15 protein-coding genes are annotated in these 17333 nt (G+C 66.7%); 10 read left to right on the top strand and 5 right to left on the bottom strand.

Features of this window, described 5'->3' with window-relative positions:
- Positions 1-57 precede the first annotated feature (57 nt).
- Positions 58-1251, bottom strand: coding sequence for a signal recognition particle-docking protein FtsY (gene ftsY, locus WBN46_RS03720; RefSeq protein ID WP_337730345.1), 1194 nt, complete (start codon positions 1249-1251; stop codon positions 58-60).
- A gap of 123 nt (positions 1252-1374) precedes the next feature.
- Between ftsY and WBN46_RS03715 the strand changes: the two genes are divergently transcribed.
- On the top strand, positions 1375-1674 hold the full coding sequence (locus WBN46_RS03715) for a hypothetical protein (protein WP_337730344.1): 300 nt from the start codon (positions 1375-1377) through the stop codon (positions 1672-1674).
- 215 nt (positions 1675-1889) lie between these two features.
- Here WBN46_RS03715 and htpG read toward each other — a convergent pair whose 3' ends face one another.
- Positions 1890-3788 carry a molecular chaperone HtpG gene (gene htpG / locus WBN46_RS03710; RefSeq protein ID WP_337730343.1) on the bottom strand — a complete coding sequence of 633 codons (1899 nt, stop codon included), beginning with the start codon at positions 3786-3788 and terminating at the stop codon, positions 1890-1892.
- Between the two features lie 254 nt (positions 3789-4042).
- Between htpG and rsmD the strand changes: the two genes are divergently transcribed.
- From rsmD to WBN46_RS03680, 6 genes are all read left to right on the top strand, one after another.
- The gene (gene rsmD / locus WBN46_RS03705) at positions 4043-4687 is read left to right on the top strand and encodes a 16S rRNA (guanine(966)-N(2))-methyltransferase RsmD (RefSeq protein WP_337730342.1); all 645 of its coding nucleotides are present in this window, start codon (positions 4043-4045) and stop codon (positions 4685-4687) included.
- Positions 4684-5193 (top strand): pantetheine-phosphate adenylyltransferase, encoded by a 510-nt coding sequence (coaD, locus tag WBN46_RS03700; protein ID WP_192200513.1) that lies wholly within the window; start codon positions 4684-4686, stop codon positions 5191-5193. The genes rsmD and coaD overlap by 4 nt, the downstream gene beginning before the upstream one ends.
- A 46-nt stretch (positions 5194-5239) precedes the next feature.
- Positions 5240-5734 (top strand): hypothetical protein, encoded by a 495-nt coding sequence (locus WBN46_RS03695; RefSeq protein WP_192200514.1) that lies wholly within the window; start codon positions 5240-5242, stop codon positions 5732-5734.
- 79 nt (positions 5735-5813) lie between these two features.
- Complete coding sequence (locus WBN46_RS03690) at positions 5814-6062, top strand: YfhL family 4Fe-4S dicluster ferredoxin (RefSeq protein WP_055940809.1); 249 nt, start codon at positions 5814-5816, stop codon at positions 6060-6062.
- 92 nt (positions 6063-6154) lie between these two features.
- A complete protein-coding gene (gene ggt / locus WBN46_RS03685) occupies positions 6155-7855 on the top strand; it encodes a gamma-glutamyltransferase (RefSeq protein ID WP_337730876.1) in 1701 nt (566 codons plus the stop codon).
- Positions 7856-8032: 177 nt separating this feature from the next.
- Complete coding sequence (locus WBN46_RS03680; RefSeq protein ID WP_337730341.1) at positions 8033-8923, top strand: MBL fold metallo-hydrolase; 891 nt, start codon at positions 8033-8035, stop codon at positions 8921-8923.
- A gap of 155 nt (positions 8924-9078) precedes the next feature.
- Here WBN46_RS03680 and upp read toward each other — a convergent pair whose 3' ends face one another.
- Both upp and WBN46_RS03670 read right to left on the bottom strand, forming a co-directional pair.
- The gene (upp, locus tag WBN46_RS03675) at positions 9079-9711 is read right to left on the bottom strand and encodes a uracil phosphoribosyltransferase (RefSeq protein WP_337730340.1); all 633 of its coding nucleotides are present in this window, start codon (positions 9709-9711) and stop codon (positions 9079-9081) included.
- Between the two features lie 112 nt (positions 9712-9823).
- On the bottom strand, positions 9824-12199 hold the full coding sequence (locus WBN46_RS03670; protein ID WP_337730339.1) for a TonB-dependent receptor: 2376 nt from the start codon (positions 12197-12199) through the stop codon (positions 9824-9826).
- Between the two features lie 283 nt (positions 12200-12482).
- On the opposite strand from WBN46_RS03670, the gene WBN46_RS03665 reads away from it, so the two are divergent.
- The 3 genes from WBN46_RS03665 (at position 12483) to WBN46_RS03655 (ending at position 15638) form a co-directional block, all read left to right on the top strand.
- On the top strand, positions 12483-13532 hold the full coding sequence (locus tag WBN46_RS03665; RefSeq protein WP_337730875.1) for a phytase: 1050 nt from the start codon (positions 12483-12485) through the stop codon (positions 13530-13532).
- 20 nt (positions 13533-13552) lie between these two features.
- Positions 13553-14917 (top strand): metallophosphoesterase family protein, encoded by a 1365-nt coding sequence (locus WBN46_RS03660; protein WP_337730338.1) that lies wholly within the window; start codon positions 13553-13555, stop codon positions 14915-14917.
- Positions 14918-15053: 136 nt separating this feature from the next.
- Positions 15054-15638 (top strand): inorganic diphosphatase, encoded by a 585-nt coding sequence (locus WBN46_RS03655; RefSeq protein WP_337730874.1) that lies wholly within the window; start codon positions 15054-15056, stop codon positions 15636-15638.
- 111 nt (positions 15639-15749) lie between these two features.
- Here the strand turns inward: WBN46_RS03655 and WBN46_RS03650 are convergent, their stop codons facing one another.
- Complete coding sequence (locus WBN46_RS03650; RefSeq protein ID WP_337730337.1) at positions 15750-17246, bottom strand: aminotransferase class III-fold pyridoxal phosphate-dependent enzyme; 1497 nt, start codon at positions 17244-17246, stop codon at positions 15750-15752.
- Between the last annotated feature and the right edge of the window lie 87 nt (positions 17247-17333).

Raw genomic sequence — 17333 nt, 5'->3', positions numbered from 1 at the left:
CCATCGCGGTGGTTGATCGCGACTGACGTCGCTCCCACGACAGCGGTGGCCCTGATGTCAGCCGGCACCCAGCGCTTCCGGCAGCAGTGCATCGACGAAGGCTTCCGCATCGAACACGCGCAGGTCTTCCAGGCGCTCACCGATGCCGGCATAGCGGATCGGGATGCCGAACTCGCGCGCCAGCGCGAACACCACGCCGCCCTTGGCCGTGCCATCGAGCTTGGTGACCACCAGCCCGGTGACGCCGACCGCGGCGTGGAACTGGCGCAACTGCGAAAGCGCGTTCTGCCCGGTGGTGCCGTCGATGACCATCAGCACTTCGTGCGGGGCGGTGTCGTCGATCTTGCCGAGCACGCGGCGGATCTTGCCCAGTTCGCTCATCAGGCCGGTCTGCGTGTGCAGGCGGCCCGCAGTATCGGCGATCAGCACGTCGAAGCCGCGCGACCTGGCCGACTGGAGCGCGTCGAAGGCAACCGACGCCGGATCCGCATCCTGCCCCTGCGCGATAACCGGCACCCCGTTGCGTTCGCCCCATGTCTGCAGCTGGGCCACGGCGGCGGCGCGGAACGTGTCGCCGGCCGCCAGCATCAGGCTGTGGCCATCCTGCTTGAAGCGGCGCGCGAGCTTGCCGATGGTGGTGGTCTTGCCCACGCCGTTGACGCCAATGGTCAGCACGACGAACGGCTTGCGGCTGGCGTCGATCACCAGGGGCCGGGCGACCGGCGCGATGAGCGCGATCAGGTCCGCGCGCAGTGCCTTCAGCAGTGCCTGTGCATCGGCGAACTCGCGTTCCTTCATCCGCTTGCGCAGGTCTTCGATGATCGCGGTCGTGGCGGGAACGCCCACGTCGGCGGTCAGCAACGCGGTTTCGATCTCGTCCAGCAGATCGTCGTCCAGGCGCGGGTTGCGCGTGAACAGGCCGGCCAATCCCAATGCAGCGCTGGTGCGGCGCAGGCGGTCGCGCCAGCCCGACTTGCCGGCCGGCGCCGCGGGCGCGGCATCGACGGGCTCAGGCTCATCCGCTCCTGGCGCAGCGGCGGCGGTTTCGGGCAGCGGGCCGGCATCGTTCCGGGGCGCTTCCGCCTCCGGCACCGCTTCGTCCGCCACGGGAGGGGAAGCAGGGATTGCGTCCGCCGGCAGTGGTTCGCCCGGCGCGCGCGGAAAGGCGGCGGCGAGTTCTTCGGTACTGGGGCGGGTCTGGGCGGCGTCCGGGCCGTCCTGAGGCTTCTTGCGGCGGAAAAAACCGATCATTTCAGGGGGTATCTCGAAGAGGGCGACATGCTACCACCCGGCTGTCGGGCGGCCGTGGACGCTGGGCTAAAGTGGGGCCGGCGGCGGCCGATATCGAGGCTGGAAACCCTGTGGAGTCATCGCATGACCCCTATCGCCGGTATCGCTACGTCCGGCCTGCGCGCCGCCTCGCTCGGCATGCAGGCCGCAGCGCACAACATCGCCAACCTGGCCACGCCGGATGCTGCACGACAGCGCGTGGCGCTGTCCGCCGAGGCGGTGGGCGGAGTGTCGGCGACGGTGGTCGAGGCGCCTGCTGATCCGACCGCCCCGGTGGAGGATGTGGCGGCGATGCTGACCTACGAGGCGATGGCCGGCGCGAACCTGTTCGTGCTTAAGGTGGCAGGACAGGTGTTGGGCGGTTTGCTGGATGTAAGCGCGTAACGTCGGCATCCATGTGAGTTCTCCCTCTCCCCGTTTACGGGGAGAGGGTGCCGAAGGCGGGTGAGGGGCTGACGGAGCCGTGATGCGGCAATGACAGAGGCCCTGTCGAGTGACACGCCTCTTCAGCGTACGAAACGTCTCACCTGCCCCCACTTCGTTCGCCCCTCATCCGCCCTGCGGGCACCTTCTCCCCGCTTGCGGGGAGAAGGGATCCTTCATGCGGACAGTTCCAGCAGCAATGCATTCAGTCGCTTCACGTAGCCGGCCGGGTCCTTCAGGCTCTCGCCGGCGGCCAGCGCAGCCTGGTCGAACAGCACGCGCGTGAGGCTGGCGAAGCGGTTCGCATCGCTCTCGGCATCGAGTTTCGCGATCAGCGGGTGCTCCGGGTTGAACTCGAACACCGGCTTGCTCTCGGGTGCCGCCTGGCCGCTGGCCTCCAGCAACTGGCGCATCTGCAGGCCCAGGTCGCCCTGGCCGATGGCGAGGATTGCCGGGGAATCGGTCAAGCGGTGCGAGACGCGCACGTCGGCCACGTCCAGGCCCAGCACGGCCTTGATGCGGCCGGTGAGGGCTTCCTTGGCTTTCGCGCTTTCCTCCTGCCTCTTCTTCTCGTCTTCGCTGTCCAGCGCGCCCAGATCGAGGTCGCCGCGGGCGACATCGACGAAGGACTTGCCGTCGAACTCGGTCAGGTAGCCCATCAGCCACTCGTCGATGCGGTCGGTAAGCAGCAGCACTTCGATGCCCTTCTTGCGGAAGATCTCCAGGTGCGGGCTGTCCTTGATCTGCGCGTAGGACTCGCCGGTGAGGTAGTACAGCTTGTCCTGGCCTTCCTGCAGGCGACCGGCGTAGTCGGCCAGCGATACGCTGGATGCGCCCGAGGCATCGTGCGTGGAAGCGAAGCGCAGCAGGCCGGCGATCTTCTCGCGGTTGGCGTAGTCCTCGGCCGGGCCTTCCTTCAGCACCTGGCCGAAGTTCGCCCAGAACGCCTTGTAGTCGTCCGGCTTGTCCTTGGCCAGCTTCTCCAGCATGTCGAGCGCGCGCTTGGTCAGCGCCGAGCGCATCGAATCCACCACCGGACCCGACTGCAGGATCTCGCGGGAGACGTTGAGCGACAGATCGGACGAGTCCACCACGCCGCGCAGGAAGCGCAGGTACAGCGGCAGGAACTGCTCGGCCTGGTCCATGATGAAGACGCGTTGCACGTACAGCTTCAGGCCCTTGGCGCCGTCGCGGTGGTACAGGTCGAATGGCGCGCGGCCCGGGACGTAAAGAAGCGACGTGTATTCCAGCTTGCCTTCGACCTTGTTGTGGCTCCATGCCACCGGGTCGGTGAAGTCGTGGGCGATGTGCTTGTAGAACTCGGTGTATTCCTCGTCCTTGATTTCGGACTTGGCGCGCGTCCACAGTGCGCTGGCCTTGTTGACGGCTTCCCATTCGGGCGTGGCGGGCTTGTCCTCGCCGTGGTGTTCCTTCGGCATCTCGATCGGCAGGCCGACATGGTCGGAGTACTTCTTGATGATGCCGCGCAGTTTCCAACCGTCCGCAAAGCCCTCCTCGCCGTCCTTCAGGTGCAGCACGACGCGCGTGCCGCGTTCGGGCTTGTCGACCGTGGCGACTTCGAAATCGCCTTCGCCGGCGCTGGACCAGTGCACGCCCTCGCTGGCGGGCAGGCCCGCGCGGCGGCTGAACACGTCCACGCGGTCGGCCACGATGAAGGCGCTGTAGAAACCCACGCCGAACTGGCCGATCAGGTTGGCGTCCTTCTTCTGGTCGCCGGACAGCGCCTTGAGGAAGTCGCCGGTGCCGGACTTCGCGATCGTCCCGAGATGGGCGACGGCCTCATCGCGACTCATGCCGATGCCGTTGTCGTCGATGGTCACCGTACGTGCTTCGGCATCGAAGCCGATGCGGATGCGCAGAATGGGATCTTCAGCCAGCAGGGTGGGGTCCTTGAGGGCCTCGAAGCGCAGCTTGTCGGCGGCGTCGGCGGCGTTGGACACCAGCTCGCGCAGGAAGATCTCCTTGTTCGAGTACAGCGAGTGGATCATCAGCTGCAGCAGCTGCTTCACTTCGGCCTGGAAGCCCAGTGTTTCCTTGCGGGTTTCGGTGGTCATCGTGGACGTGCTCCTTGGATCGGTATGCGGGCCGCAGGCGCGGCCGATGCGTCCCGGTGTATGGGTATGTCCGCCGATTTCAACCCACGACGCCCTGTAGGAGGGGCTTCAGCCCCGACCGCGATCCTGTCACCGATGCGCCGCGATCTGGTAAGCACCGCTGAACGCCAGACGCGTGTTCTGACCTGCGGTCGGGGCTGAAGCCCCTCCTGCACGGGAAGTATCATGCGGGGCCTTCCGTCGCCGTCGCCCCGATGTCCCGAAGCCCCCGCCGTCCCTCCCCAGCACCTGCCTCCGCGCCGCGCGGCGCCGGCCAGGTGCGGATCATCGGTGGGCGATGGCGCGGCACGAAGCTGGCGGTGCAGGACCGTCCCGGCCTGCGGCCGAGCAGCGACCGCGTGCGCGAGACCCTGTTCAACTGGCTGATGCCGGCATTGCCGGGCGCGCGTGTGCTCGACCTGTTCGCCGGTACCGGCGTGCTGGGGCTGGAAGCGCTGTCGCGCGGCGCCACGCACGCCGTGCTGGTGGAGCGCGACCCGGGGCTGGCCGCGGCGCTGCGCGAGGCGGTGGCGAAGCTGTCCGCACCGGCCGAGGTGCACGCGGCTGACGCACTGGCGTGGCTGGGCGGCCGTGGGGGCGCCTTCGACCTGGTATTCCTGGACCCGCCCTTCGCCGATGGCCTGTGGGAGCAAGCCATCGACGGCCTGCGGAACCATCTGGCGCCGGGCGCGTGGATCTACGTCGAATCGCCCGCCGGAACAGCCCCCCGCGTGCCGGCCGGCTGGACCCTGCACCGGGAGGGCGGCAGCCGGGACGTGCGCTTCGCCGTGTATCGGACCCCCGCAGGGCAGGGCGCTGCTACACTTCGCCCCGACGATTCGCCGGCGACGACTGAATGACTGTGGCACGCAACCGGACGGCGGTTTATCCCGGCACGTTCGACCCGATCACCAATGGCCATATCGACCTGATCGACCGCGCCGCGCCGCTGTTCGAGCGGGTGATCATCGGGGTGGCGGAAAGCCCGGGCAAAGGCCCCGCGTTGCCGCTGGCGCAGCGCGTCGAGCTGGCCCGCGATGCGGTGGCCAAGCATCCGCACGTGGAAGTGCGGGGCTTCGACGGCCTGCTCGCGCACTTCGTCACGGAGGTGGGCGGCGGCGTATTGCTGCGTGGCCTGCGTGCGGTGTCCGACTTCGAATACGAGTTCCAGCTGGCCAGCATGAACCGCCACCTGATCCCGGAGGTCGAGACGTTGTTCCTGACCCCGGCCGAGCAATACGGCTTCATCTCGTCGTCGCTGGTGCGCGAGATCGCCCGGCTCGGCGGCGACGTGTCCGGCTTCGTGCCGCCGGCCGTGGTCGCGGCGCTGAAGGCACAATGGCAAAAGCAAAGACAAGGCGCCTGAGCGCGCCGCGATTCCGACAACAGATCCAACAGGAGGGGGAACACCCATGAAGAACATCGCAACCCGCATGCTGCTCACCGCCTGCCTCGTGCTGCCGTTCGCGGCGTGCAAGAAGCAGGAAGAAGCGCCGGCCCAGCCGGCCGAAGTCGCGCTGGTCGCCCCGACCACGACCGAAGACGGTGCGTGGAAGGAATACCTGAGCAAGGTGGTCGACGCCAACATGGGCACGATCACCAACACGCCCTACGTGTACTACCTGCCGGCCGAGACCGATCCGGAGTTCGAGGCCAAGTACGGCCGCCAGCTGGAACAGGCCAAGGGCGCCGTGGCGCGTGGCGTGACCAGCGGCAACCTGATCGCGTTCGGTTCGCCGTCCAGCGTCAAGATCGCCGACCTGGCCGTGGCTGCGTTCGAAGGCGTGGAAGCCGACACCTTCAAGGGCGTGCGCATCCTCTTCATCGGCAAGGCGGAGGACAGCGAGCGCGTGAAGGCGGCCGTGGCCCCGAGCAGCGCCGAGTACGTGTTCGTCGAAGCCAAGTGACCTTTCCAGGCGTGGCCGCTCCGGCGGCCACGCCCTGGTGAAAAGGTCATCCCCGCTGTCGCGGGAATGACGAAAGAACATGTCCCTCAAGATCAACGAACTCTGCGTCAACTGCGATGTCTGCGAGCCGGCCTGCCCCAACCAGGCCATCTCGATGGGCGAGACGATCTATGTGATCGATCCGGCGCGCTGTACCGAATGCGTCGGCCATCATGACGAACCGCAATGTGTCGTTGTGTGCCCCGTAGAGTGCATCGATCCCGATCCGGCGTATCCTGAGACCCACGAAGCACTGTTGGCGAAGATGCTCCGGCTGCAGGCCGGCTGATCCGCCACACGGCAGCGCTCCGTGCCGGTTATCGTCCAGGAGAGATCGTGATCCAGCGTCGTCTGTTCGCCCTGTTGTTGTTCGTTGCGTTCGTGCCGGCCGCACTGGCTACCGATGCTGTCCGTCCCGCCGCCTCGCCGCATCCGCCCGGTGTCGCCATCGCCAGCGCGCACGCGCTTGCCACGCAGGCCGGCCTTGATGTCATCGCGCAGGGTGGCAATGCCTTCGACGCCGCCATCGCGGTGTCGTCGACGCTGTCGGTGGTTGAGCCGATCAGTTCCGGGCTGGGCGGTGGCGGCTTCTTCCTGTTGCATGACGGCAAGACCGGGAAGCAGACCTTCGTGGATGCGCGCGAGACCGCACCCGCCGCGGCCACGCCTGACAAGTACCTGTTGCCCAATGGGGAGTTCAACCGCGACCGTGCCGAGAACGGACCCTGGGCGGCGGGTATTCCCGGCCTGCCGGCGGCCTTCGTCCATCTGGCCGAGAGGTACGGCAAGCTGCCCCTGGCGACCTCGCTGAAGCCTGCGATCCGCGTGGCCCGCGACGGGTTCCCGGTGTACGCGCGGATGGCGCGGGGCTATCAGGCACGCCGCGACGTGATGGAGCGGTACAAGGGCACGCGTTCGGTGTTCCTCGCCAATGGCCAGCCGATCAAGGAAGGCGACACGTTCAGGCAGCCGGACCTGGCGCGCACGCTGGAACGCCTGGCCGCGCACGGCTTCGACGGCTTCTACCGCGGCGAGACCGCGAAGCTGCTGCTGGCCGGGGTGAAGGCGGAAGGCGGGCAGTGGACGGCGAAGGAACTGGCCGGCTACACCGTGCGTGAGCGCGAGCCGTTGACCTTCAAGTACAACGACTGGCAGGTGACCACCGCGCCGCCGCCATCGTCCGGTGGCGTGGCATTGGCGCAGATGCTGCAGATCCTCGATGCCTACGATCTACGCAGCCTGGACGAGGCGCAACGCACGCACCTGATCGTGGAGGCGATGCGTCGTGCGTTTCGCGACCGCACCTTCTACCTGGGCGATCCGGACTTCGTCGAAATCCCGTTGAAGACGCTGACCAACCCGTACTACGCCGCCGGCCTGCGCGCGACGATCAATCCGCAGAAAGCGACGCCCAGCGACCAGCTCTCCGGCCAGCAGACCCCGCTGGAAGACGAGGAAACCACCCACTTCTCAATCATCGATGCCGAAGGCAACCGCGTCGCCGGCACGCAGACGGTGAACCTGCTGTATGGCTCGGGCCTGGTGCCGCCGGGTACGGGCGTGCTGCTGAACAACGAGATGGATGATTTCGCGCTCAAGCCCGGCACGCCGAATGCGTTCGGCGTGATGGGCTATGAAGCCAATGCGCCCCAGGCAGGAAAGCGCATGCTCAGCTCGATGACGCCCACCTTCATGGAGTCGCCGGAAAAAGTGGCGGTGCTCGGTACGCCCGGCGGCAGCCGCATCATCACCATGGTGCTGCTGGGCGTGCTGGGCTACGACGCGGGCCTGGATGCGCAGCCGGTCGCCGCATTGCCGCGCTTCCACCACCAGTGGATGCCGGATCTCATCGAGATGGAGACCAACGCGCTGAGTCCTGCGTCGCAACAGGCGCTGGAAGCCATGGGTCACAAATTCAAGGTGCCCGGCAACAGTGCGCAGGGTGGTCGCGGTTCGAGCCATGTGTGGGGCAACCTGCAGACGGTGGAGTGGAACAAGGCGGCCAACGTGTTGAGTGGCGGCAGCGATCCGCGCAATCCAGTGGGCGCGGCGAAGGTGGTGGAATCCGCTGCGAAGCCCTGAAAGGGCTTGGCCCCTCTGTAGGAGCGACGTGAGTCGCGACCGCTGCTTCGAGGCCCCGGCCCCGGCGCGTCGGGCGACTGTCTGAACGGCACGCGCCACTCGTCATGTGTCTGCAAGCCTTGCGGTCGCGACTTACGTCGCTCCTACAGGGAGCAAATCGGGGCGTAGAATCGCCGCATGAAACTCTGGTCGCTGCTGGGCAATTCCCAGAAACTCGATGGCGGCGCGATGTTCGGCAACGCGCCGCGCGCCATGTGGGAGAAGTGGTCACCGCCCGATGCGGAGAACCGCATCGAGCTGGCGTGCCGCGCGCTGCTGGCGCAGCCGCTGAACGGCAAGACGGTGTTGTTCGAGACCGGGATCGGGGCCTTCTTCGAACCGAAGATGCGCGCGCGCTTCGGCGTGCAGGAAGAGCGTCACGTGCTGCTGGATTCGCTCCGCGACGCCGGTTTCTCGCACGAGGACATCGACGTGGTGGTGCTCAGTCACCTGCACTTCGATCATGCCGGCGGCCTGCTGGCGCCGTGGCAGGACGGTCATGCGCCGGAACTGTTGTTCCCCAACGCCACCTTCGTGGTCGGTGCCGAGCACTGGCAGCGTGCGCTGAAGCCGCACCCGCGTGATCGCGCCAGCTTCATCCCGGACCTGCAGCCATTGCTGGAAGCCAGTGGTCGGCTGGAACTCGTTTCCGGCGAGTATTCCGTGGCGCTCGGCGATACCGTCCGCTTCAGCTTCAGCGATGGCCATACGCCGGGCCTGATGCTGGCCGAGATCGTCGGTCCGGAGCGCATGGACGATCAGCCCCATGGTGGCGTGGTGTTCTGCGCCGACCTGATTCCCGGCCGGTCCTGGGTGCACGTGCCCATCACCATGGGTTACGACCGCAACGCCGAGCTGCTGATCGACGAGAAGCGCGCCTTCCTGGAAGACAAGCTGGTCCGCAACGTCCGCCTGTTCTTCACCCACGACCCGGGCTGCGCCCTGGCGCAGGTGACCCGCGACGAGAAGGGCAAGTTCGGCACCGCGCATGAAGTCCCGGAGTTGCACGCGCGGATGCTGGTGGCGTGAGATTTGAGCCCCTCTCCAGCGGGAGAGGGGTGAGGGTGTGGCGGAGTCCGTGATGGTTCGAATGTCGCTAACTTCGCCGTACCCTCGTCCGCCCCCGTATCAAGTACGGGGCAGGCTCTCCGGGCGCCTTCTCCCGATGGGAGAAGGGAGTCGCGTTACCCCACCCGCGTCCCAAAAATACGATCCCCCGCGTCTCCCAGGCCCGGCAGGATGTAGCCCTTGTCATTGAGGCGCTCGTCGATGGCGGCGGTGTAGACGTCCACGTCGGGGTGCGCCGCTTCCAGTGCCTTGAGCCCTTCTGGCGCGGCGACAAGGAAGATGCCCTTGATCCGCTTCGCGCCCGCCCGCTTCAGCATGTCGATGGTGGCGATCAGCGTGCCGCCGGTGGCCAGCATCGGGTCGAGGATCAGTGCGTCGCGTTCTTCCAGCCGTCCGGTCAGCTTCTCGAAGTAGGGCACGGGCTGCAGTGTTTCCTCGTCGCGCTGCAGGCCGACCACGCTGACGCGCGCAGTGGGGATCAGCGCCAGCACGCCGGGCAGCATGCCCAGGCCGGCGCGCAGGATGGGCACCAGGGTGATCTTCGCCCCGGCGATCTTCTTCACCTGCACCGGGCCTGCCCAGCCCGCCATGGTCTCGGTGGTCAGTTCCAGATCGGCCGTGGCCTCGTAGGCCAGCAGCGTGCCCAGCTCGGTCACCAGTTCACGGAAATCCTTGGTGTTGAGACCGGCGTTCCGCAGCAGGCCGATCTTGTGCTGGACGAGGGGGTGGCGGACTTCTACGGTCTTCATGGCGGGGGAGGGCAGCAGGAGAAGCTGGAAGTCTGCATCAAACCCGTTGGTCCCACAAAGCAGAAAGCCGGCGTGCGCCGGCTTTCCGCATGGACCGTGGCGATGCCGCCGATCAGAACGCCCAGCGCATGACCAACTGGTAGCTCGGCCCGGCCTCTTCGGTTTCCAGTTCGTATTCGTCGTAGTCGCGGTCGATCTGGTCCTGCAGGGTGTTGAACTTGTCGAAGTACTCGTCCTTGCTGGCATCCAGCAGGTTGTTGGCGCTCAGGCGCACGGAGACATTCGTGCCGAAGCGCTTCTCGACGAACACGTCCAGTTCGCCGCCGTAGCGGATGAGGGCTTCCTCCCCCAGCACGCGAGCGTAGGCGTCGCCCTGTTTGCGATAGGTGGCGCCGAAGCTTGCGCCCCACGCCGGGATGTCATGGATGAAGCCGATGTTGTAGACGGACTTGGCCTGGTCGTTGAAGCGGCGTTCGCCCAGGAAGTCGTCCACCTTGGACTTCACCCACGAATAGTTGGCGAAGATGCCGGTGTTCTCCAGGCCGATCGCCGACAGCGGCGTGGACACGTCGAACTCGAAGCCGTAGACCTTGCCGTCACCGACGTTGGACGAGGTGTACAGCCAGCTTTCCGCCGGTTCCTGCGCCATCGCATCGGCCAGGTCGACGGCGTCGCCGTCCTCGATCATCTCTTCCCAGGTGTCCTGCATCTCTTCGCTGGGCTCGCCGGTGTTGACGATCTCGATGAGGTCCTTGACGTCGCGATAGAAGAAATTCAGGCCGACCACGCCCTTGCGGCCAAGGCGGTGTTCGAAACCGAGGTCCAGTCCGTTGGCGGTTTCCGGATCCAGTTCCGGGTTGCCGATGTAGTCGTTGTCGCCGAACTCGCCGTCCAGCAGGGCCGGCAGCAACTCGTTGAAGTTGGGACGCTTGATGGTCCTGGCCAGCGACAGGCTGACGCGGTCCGCGTCTCCCAGGTTCCAGCGCAGGTTCACCGACGGAAGCAGCTCGTTGTAGTCCTTGCTGACGCGACCTTCGCTTTCATCGTCCTCGAGGTACTCCACCTCGGACTTGGTGGTCTCGTAACGCAGGCCGGCTTCCCACGAGAAGGCATCGCCCTTGCCGCTGAGCATGATGTACGGATCCAGCCGCTTTTCTTCGATCACCGAGGCCACGCTGCCGTCCAGCTCGTAATCGGCCAGGGACGCCGGGGTCTCGTCCTCCTCCTCGGCCTCCCACTCGTAGCTCACGAGCAGGCCTTCGCGCTTCTTGGTGCGGTAGTCCACGCCGAACTCCAGTTCGGCGCCGCCCAGCGGACGCGCGTGGGTCAGGCGGAAGCCGGTCTCGGAATCCTTTGCGGTCACGGATTCGGCTTCGTAGACGGTTTCGTCCCACTCTGCATCCGCGGGGATGCTCCAGGTGTCGTCCCAGTTCTCCGCGCCGCTCACGTAGACGTGTTCGCCTTCCGTGGTGGCCTGCGAGTTCTCGAAACGGGCGTAGTCAACGCTCACTGCGGTGGTGCCGCCCGCCATGTCGAACTTGTACTCGGCGCCGATGCCGTAGTTCTTCTGGTCGTACGGGTCACGGCCGGGTACGCGCAGGTTGACGGTCTCGTCGTCGTCCAGTTCCTCCTCGAACGACACTTCGGTGACGTCGCGATCGGTCTTGACGTAGAAGCCATCGATGCTGAAGCGGCCGGTCTCGCCGACGTCGGCGGTGTAGGACAGGTTGGCCGAGTAGTCGCGGCCGTCCTTCACCTCGGTCTGGTCCTCCCAGCTGACCTTCTCTTCCTGGGTGTTGTCGGTGAAGCGGTCGGAGCGCTTGGTCTTGGCGCGATACCGGTCCTGCACGTTGATGCCCGCCAACAGGCGGCCCCCGAGCGCCTCGAACGATGTCACGGCACCGAATGTCGGGTTGACCTCGCCATCGTCCCAGCGGTTCACGCCGACACGGATGTAGCTGCCGGTGAATTCGTACGCGTCGCGCAGCACGATGTTGATCGCGCCGGCCATCGCATCGCCGCTGCGGTTGGCGCTGGCGCTGCGCTTGATCTCGATGTGGTCGACCATCTCCGCCGGGATGCGGTCGACGTAGAACGAGCGGTCGTCGCCGGCACCCGGCACCTTCTTCCCGTTGATCAGCACCTGGGTATAGCCGCCGCCCAGGCCACGCAGCTGCACGCCGTCGTATTCCATGATGTCCGATCCGACGAAGCCGACGCCGGGCACGCGCTTCAGCATGTCACCGACGGTATTCGGCTCGAAACGCTGGAAGTACTCCAGGTCGTAGACCAGGGTGGGCGCGATGTCATCTGTGCGGTCGCGGTAGGCGATTTCGCCTTGCACCACCACGGTGTCCAGTTGCTTGGGGTCGCCCGCGGCACCGGCATCCGGCGCTTGGTTCTGGGCAGTGGCGGCGAAGCTGGCCGGCAGCAGGGCAGCGCAGAACAGCACCTGCGAGAGCGAGGCGGCCAAGGCGTTGCGTTTCATCGTGTGTCGTCCCCGTGACGAAAGTAAACGGCACTTTGTAAGCACGTCACATGGCGGCAACATGACACGCAGGTTCCCGTCGCATGACAGGTATCCGCGTGTCGTCCGTTGACACGAAAGCGTCACGAAGCCTGCGTAGAACATGACCGTTTATTGACGCCGTCATGTCATGGGGAAACCAGTGAAACCACGCCTTGCCTTGCTTGCCGTTCCGCTCCTGATCGCCGCATGCGGCGGAAAGCCCGCCACGCCGGCCGCATCTTCTGCGGAAACCAGTGCGCAGGTGCGCGAGAAGGAGCCCGACGAGAACGTCGAGAAGGATCCGCTGCTGAGCGAGGCGAAGGTCGCGCACGTGGTGGTGCCCGAAGCGTTCATCACGGCGGCCACGCCGGCCGAGAACGTCGATTCGCCGGCCAGCTGGCGTGCGGCGGATGGCACGCGCTGGTTGATCGCCACCGCCAAGGACACCCACCGCCTGGTCGTCTACGACGGCAGCACCGGCAAGCAACTGCGCACCGTTTCCGGTCCGGGCAGCGAGCTGGGCCAGATGCAGCGACCGAACGGGATCGCCGTGATCGACGACCTCGTGCTGGTGGTCGAGCGCGACAACCGGCGCGTGCAGGTCTTCCAGTTGCCCGACTTCAAGCCGCTGCTCGTGTTCGGCGCGGAAGACCTGAAGCAGCCGTACGGCCTGTGGGTGCGCCCGCAGAAGGATGCTTACGAGGTGATCGTCAGCGACAACTACATGTCGCCGCAGAACGAAGACGCGCCGCCACCGCTGGCCGAGCTGGGCCAGCGCTTCAAGCGTTACCACCTGCAGCGCGCGGAAGGCGGCTGGAAGGCCAACCTGGCCGGCACGTTCGGCGACACGGGCGGGAAGGGCGCGATCCGCATCGCGGAGTCCGTGTTCGGGGATGCGGCGAACGACCGCCTGCTGCTGGCGGAAGAGGATGTCGCCGCCGGCACGCGCCTGCGCGAGTACGGGCTGGATGGCACCTATCGTGGCCGCGACATCGGCGCGGACTTGTTCAAGGCGCAAGCCGAGGGCATGGCGCTGGCGCAGTGCGTGGGCGGCGCCGGTTACTGGATCGCCACCGATCAGTTCAAGGACCGCAGCGTGTTCCACGTGTTCGATCGCACGACGCTGGCGTACAAGGGTGCATTCGCCGGCAACAAGACCGCGAACACCGACGGCGTATGGCTGGACCAGAGCGCCGACGCGCGCTTCCCGCAGGGTGCGTTCTACGCCGTCGACGACGACCAGGCGGTGGCGGCGTTCGACTGGCGCGACATCGCCAAGGCGCTGTCGCTGTCGGAGTGCCGCGCCGAATGAAGCGGGCAGGGGATGCGGGGATGAAGTGGGTGCTGGTCTTGCTGTTGCTGGGGAACTGCGCGGCAACGCTCGCGCAGGCAGCGACGACACGTCAGCCCGAACCGAACACACGCGTGCCGAAGGGCGTGGTGCGCTATGCACCCAGTGGGTTCCCGGACCGCATCGTGGCCTCGCCCGCACAGGACGCGGCCAATGGTTTCTCGGTTGCGTGGCGCACGGATGCGCGTGTCAGCGTGCCGCAGCTGGAGATCGTCGTCGCGGGCGATTCGCCGGACATGGGTGAGCCGCGCCGGATCACCGCGACCAGTACCCCACTGAAGACCGAGAACGGCGATGCGCACCATCATCGCGCGGACGTCGACGGCTTGCAGCCGGACACGCTGTACGCATGGCGGGTGCAGGGCGACCGCACCTGGAGCGCGTGGCACCACACCCGCACGGCCGCGACGACGGGCTCGCCGCTGACGCTGCTGTACTTCGGCGACACCCAGAACAAGAACGTCAGCCTGACCACGCGGGTCGTGCGCGAAGCGATGCGGGCCGCGCCCGACGCACGCCTGGCGCTGTTCGCCGGCGACCTGGTCAGCGGCGGCGACGGCGAGGACGACAACGAGTGGGGCGAGTGGTTCGAAGCGAACGAAGTGCTGCCGACCTCGCTGGTCGTCGCGCCGGCACCGGGCAACCACGAGTATTTCGAAGAGTTCGAGGACACGCCGCAGGAACGCCGCGTGCTGGGCGCGCACTGGCCGGTGACGTTCGCGCTGCCGGGCAACGGCGTGGCGCAGGCGAAGCGGACCACGTACTGGTTCGACTACCAGGACGTGCGCGTGGTGGTGATCGACGGTACGTCGGCACTGGATCTCGGGACAGCGAAGGCGCAGGCGGCATGGCTGGACGGTGTCCTCGCCAGCAATCCGAAGCGCTGGAGCATCGTGCTGACGCACCAGCCGTTCTTCTCCCCGCGCGAAGGCCGCGACAACGTGCTGCTGCGCCAGCACCTGCTGCCGGTGATCCGCACACGCAAGGTCGACCTGGTGCTGCAGGGACACGACCACGTCTACGGTCGCCTGAAGAACGAAGCGCCGACGCCGGTGTTCGTCGTGTCCGTCACCGGCGCCAAGCAGTACCGGCTCTCTGACGAGGCGCGCAAGACGATGCGGCCCGTCGCCGAGGACACCCAGCTTTTCCAGGTGCTGCGCTTCGACGGTCCGCGTCTGCGTTACGAGGCGCGCACGGCGACGGGCCGCCTCTACGATGCCTTCGACCTCGTCGATGGTGGGGTGGCGGGCAAGCAGCTCGTCGAGCACGCGGAAGGCCGCATCGAAGAACGTACGTGCATCCGCGCAGAGACCCTGAAGGGCCGCGCCGACCGGTGCTGGGAATGATGCGACTCATGTAGGAGGGGCTGACCAGCCATTCGGCTGTTGAAAGCCAGCCCCGACTGCCGAGTTTTTCCGAATCCATTCTGTCGGGGCTGAAGCCCCTCCTACAACGAGGCCTGCCATGCGTCGTGTCTGTCTGATGTTCCTGCTCGCCCTTTGCGCGGGGAACGCCCTCGCTCGCGAAGCGCACATCCGCCACCCGTTCCTCGCCCAGCAGCCCAAGGCCGCGCCGGAGGAAGTGCTTTTGGCCGTGGAGATTCCCGCGGGCAGTTTCACCAAGTACGAGATCAACGACGAAGGGCTGGTCTTCGTGGACCGCTTCCAGTCGATGCCGGTGGCGTATCCCGCCAACTACGGCTCGATGCCGCGCACGCTGGCCGGCGACGGCGACCCGCTGGATGCGCTGGTGCTGACGCGCGAGCCGCTGCATCCGGGCGTGCTGGTGAAGTTCCGGCCGATCGGCGTGCTGCGCATGCTCGACGACGGCAAGCACGACGAGAAGATCATCGGCGTACCCACCGACAAGATCGACCCGACCTACGCCGGCATCCGCGACCTGGCCGACCTGCCGGAGATCGAACGCCAGCGCATCGAGGCGTTCTTCCGTGTCTACAAAGATCTGCCGAAGGGCCGCAATCCTGTGCAGCTCAATGGCTACGGCGATGCGAAGGAGGCGAAGGCGTTGATCCGCGAATCGCTGGAGCACTTCACCGCACAACCGTAGGGTGGGCCCTGGCCCACCGTTGATCCGACATGTGGATGGTGGGCCAAGGCCCACCCTACGAAAGAAAAAGGCGAGCCGAGGCTCGCCTTTTCTTTGGGGTCCGCTTTCCGATCAGGCCGCCGCGGCCTGGCTGATGCGCGGACCCTCGCGCAGCGCCTTGCCCACCATGCCGACCAGCAGGTCGAGTTCCTCGCCGTCGATGGCGAAATGGGGCGTGAAGCGCAGCGAGTTGGCGCCGCCGTGGATGACGTTGAGGCCCTGCTGGCGCAGCCATTCCTCGGTGGAGCCGGCGCCGTAGCACTTGAAGGCGGGCGACAGTTCGCACGAGAACAGCAGGCCGGTGCCCTGCACGTTGGTGATCAGGCCGCCGAATTCCGCCTGCAGCTGCTGCAGCTTCTGCACGGCTTCGACGCCGCGCTTGCGGATGTTCTCGCGCACCTGCGGGGTCAGCTGGGCCAGGGTGGCGCAGGCCACGTCCAGCGCACGCGGGTTGGTGGTCATGGTGTTGCCGTACACACCCTTGCGGTACAGACCGGCGGCGCGCTCGTTCACGGCGAGCACGGACAGCGGGTACTGCGCGGCGTTCAGCGCCTTGGAGTAGGTCTCCATGTCCGGCGCGTCCAGGCCTTCGAAGCCGGGGTAGTCGACGATGGACAGCACGCCGTGCGCGCGCAGGCCGGCCTGGATCGAGTCGACCAGGAACAGGCTGCCGTGGCTGCGGGTCAGCTCGCGCGCAGCGGCGTAGAACGCCGGCGGCACCGAGCGGCCCGGGTCGCCTTCACCCATGACCGGCTCCAGGAACACCGCCTCGACGAACCAGCCCTTGGCCTCCGCATCGGCGAACGCCTGTTTCAGCGCATCCACGTCGTACGGCGGGATGGCGATGACCGAATCTTCGCCGCGGTAGCTGGCCAGGTGCTGCTGGTAGGACTTGCGCGAGGAATCCGAATACAGCGCCGGGCGTTCGGTGCGGCCGTGGAAGCTGCCCTTCACCACGATGCGCTTGATGGTGCGGCCGGCGTGGCGGCCGTCCGGATCGGTCATCAGCTTGCTGTTGATGTCGGCGATGCGCGCGGCCAGGCCGACGGACTCGGAGCCGGAGTTCAGGCACAGGAACTTCGCGAACGGGCAGCCGCCGCGGGTGTGGCCGATCTCCTTGCGCAGGGCGCGGTCGAAGCGCAGCTGCGACAGGCTGGGGGTCATGATGTTGGCCATCACCTGCGGGCGCGCCATCGCGTCCAGCACGGCGGCCGGTGTGTGGCCGAAGCCGAGCATGCCGTAGCCGCCGGCGTCGTACAGCACCGCGCCATTGAGGGTGACGACCCACGGGCCGCGCGCGGCGAGCGCGATGTAGGGGTTGATGGCGTCTTCGGCGTAGAAGTTGACGTAGCCGGCCTGCACGGCGCGCAGCTGCTCGGCCTCATCCAGGTCGAACAGTTCGGCGAACTCGTCCTTCAGGCGGGCATGTTCGGCCGCGGCCGCTTCGATGACGGCGGTCAGGTCCGGATGGGTCTTTGCCAGGCGCTTGATGGCAGCATCGTCCAGGCCGTGGGTCAGGCGCTGGCCCTGGTGGGCGCGGAGCGGGGCGAGGTGGTCGATCAAGGCCATGGAAATCCTCCGGCAGCAAGCGGCAAACCGTTATTATCGGGAATAATTCGTCATTTGACAGTTGTGAACTGCGCTGATTTAGAGGAT

This window comes from Pseudoxanthomonas sp. CCNWLW251, from assembly GCF_037402255.1.
In the GTDB taxonomy this organism is placed as follows: Bacteria; Pseudomonadota; Gammaproteobacteria; order Xanthomonadales; family Xanthomonadaceae; genus Pseudoxanthomonas_A.
Note: the sequence above shows the minus strand (reverse complement) of the source record. Positions and strands in the feature narration are given on the sequence as shown.

Coding starts and splice junctions, on each gene's coding strand:
- WBN46_RS03660 (WP_337730338.1), top strand. CDS start 13,553: ATGAAGTGGGTGCTGGTCTTGCTGTTGCTGGGGAACTGCGCGGCAACG.
- WBN46_RS03680 (WP_337730341.1), top strand. CDS start 8,033: ATGAAACTCTGGTCGCTGCTGGGCAATTCCCAGAAACTCGATGGCGGC.
- WBN46_RS03650 (WP_337730337.1), bottom strand. CDS start 17,246: ATGGCCTTGATCGACCACCTCGCCCCGCTCCGCGCCCACCAGGGCCAG.
- rsmD (WP_337730342.1), top strand. CDS start 4,043: ATGTCCCGAAGCCCCCGCCGTCCCTCCCCAGCACCTGCCTCCGCGCCG.
- upp (WP_337730340.1), bottom strand. CDS start 9,711: ATGAAGACCGTAGAAGTCCGCCACCCCCTCGTCCAGCACAAGATCGGC.
- coaD (WP_192200513.1), top strand. CDS start 4,684: ATGACTGTGGCACGCAACCGGACGGCGGTTTATCCCGGCACGTTCGAC.
- WBN46_RS03695 (WP_192200514.1), top strand. CDS start 5,240: ATGAAGAACATCGCAACCCGCATGCTGCTCACCGCCTGCCTCGTGCTG.
- ftsY (WP_337730345.1), bottom strand. CDS start 1,251: ATGATCGGTTTTTTCCGCCGCAAGAAGCCTCAGGACGGCCCGGACGCC.
- htpG (WP_337730343.1), bottom strand. CDS start 3,788: ATGACCACCGAAACCCGCAAGGAAACACTGGGCTTCCAGGCCGAAGTG.
- WBN46_RS03690 (WP_055940809.1), top strand. CDS start 5,814: ATGTCCCTCAAGATCAACGAACTCTGCGTCAACTGCGATGTCTGCGAG.
- WBN46_RS03655 (WP_337730874.1), top strand. CDS start 15,054: ATGTTCCTGCTCGCCCTTTGCGCGGGGAACGCCCTCGCTCGCGAAGCG.
- WBN46_RS03715 (WP_337730344.1), top strand. CDS start 1,375: ATGACCCCTATCGCCGGTATCGCTACGTCCGGCCTGCGCGCCGCCTCG.
- WBN46_RS03670 (WP_337730339.1), bottom strand. CDS start 12,199: ATGAAACGCAACGCCTTGGCCGCCTCGCTCTCGCAGGTGCTGTTCTGC.